Origin of the sequence: Streptomyces tricolor, from assembly GCF_002155905.1 — a bacterium.
Taxonomy (GTDB): Bacteria; Actinomycetota; Actinomycetes; order Streptomycetales; family Streptomycetaceae; genus Streptomyces; species Streptomyces tricolor.
The window spans coordinates 1-618 of the sequence record NZ_MUMF01000523.1; the positions used below are offsets into that span (position 1 = coordinate 1).

The 618-nt window shown below is 74.1% G+C and carries 1 protein-coding gene; it reads left to right on the forward strand.

From position 1 onward, the window contains the following. Window positions 1-230 precede the first annotated feature (230 nt). Window positions 231-605 (forward strand): SH3 domain-containing protein, encoded by a 375-nt coding sequence (locus CCN44_RS32415; protein ID WP_086701716.1) that lies wholly within the window; start codon window positions 231-233, stop codon window positions 603-605. Window positions 606-618 lie beyond the last annotated feature (13 nt).

A 618-nucleotide genomic window follows, 5' to 3' on the forward strand; every position in this document is an offset into this window, starting at 1 on the left:
CAGCCCTGACCCGCGCCAGGCCCTCGGCGCCCTGGTCCCCGTTACCCGGCAGCCCCGTGCGCCGTTCCACCTGGTGGCGCCCTAGACCCCCGTCGGTCGCACCCCCCGTTGCAGCCGACGGGCCACCGTGCCCCGGACCTCTCCGCGGTCCGGGGCACGTCCACTCCACGCACGGGTGATCTCCAGCCCCCCGCCGTAACGCCCGCTGCCGCACCGGGGGTTGGCGGAGCATGAAACGACTGATCCTCACGACGGCGGCCGTGGCCGCCGTCCTGTCCGGCACCGCCATCCCGCAGGCCACGGCCGGCACCCCCGAGCAGCCCACGAGCGCGCGGGCGGACTTCAGCGACTGCGGCTACGTCGTCACCACCGACGCCGTACGGCTCAGGACCGGACCCGGCACCCGCTACACCACCCTCGGCCTGCTCCACCGAGGCGACGCCGTCTACGCCACACAGGCCCGACGCGGCTGGTACCGGGTCCGCCTCATGTTCGACTCCGGCAGCGCGTCCGGCACCCGCAAGTCGTCAGGACTGCGCGAGGGCACCACGGGATGGGTGGTCAAACGAGCGCTGCGAGCGAGCGTCTGCACCCAGCTCGACTGAGCCAGGTGCGGGG

Coding starts and splice junctions, on each gene's coding strand:
- CCN44_RS32415 (WP_086701716.1), top strand. CDS start 231: ATGAAACGACTGATCCTCACGACGGCGGCCGTGGCCGCCGTCCTGTCC.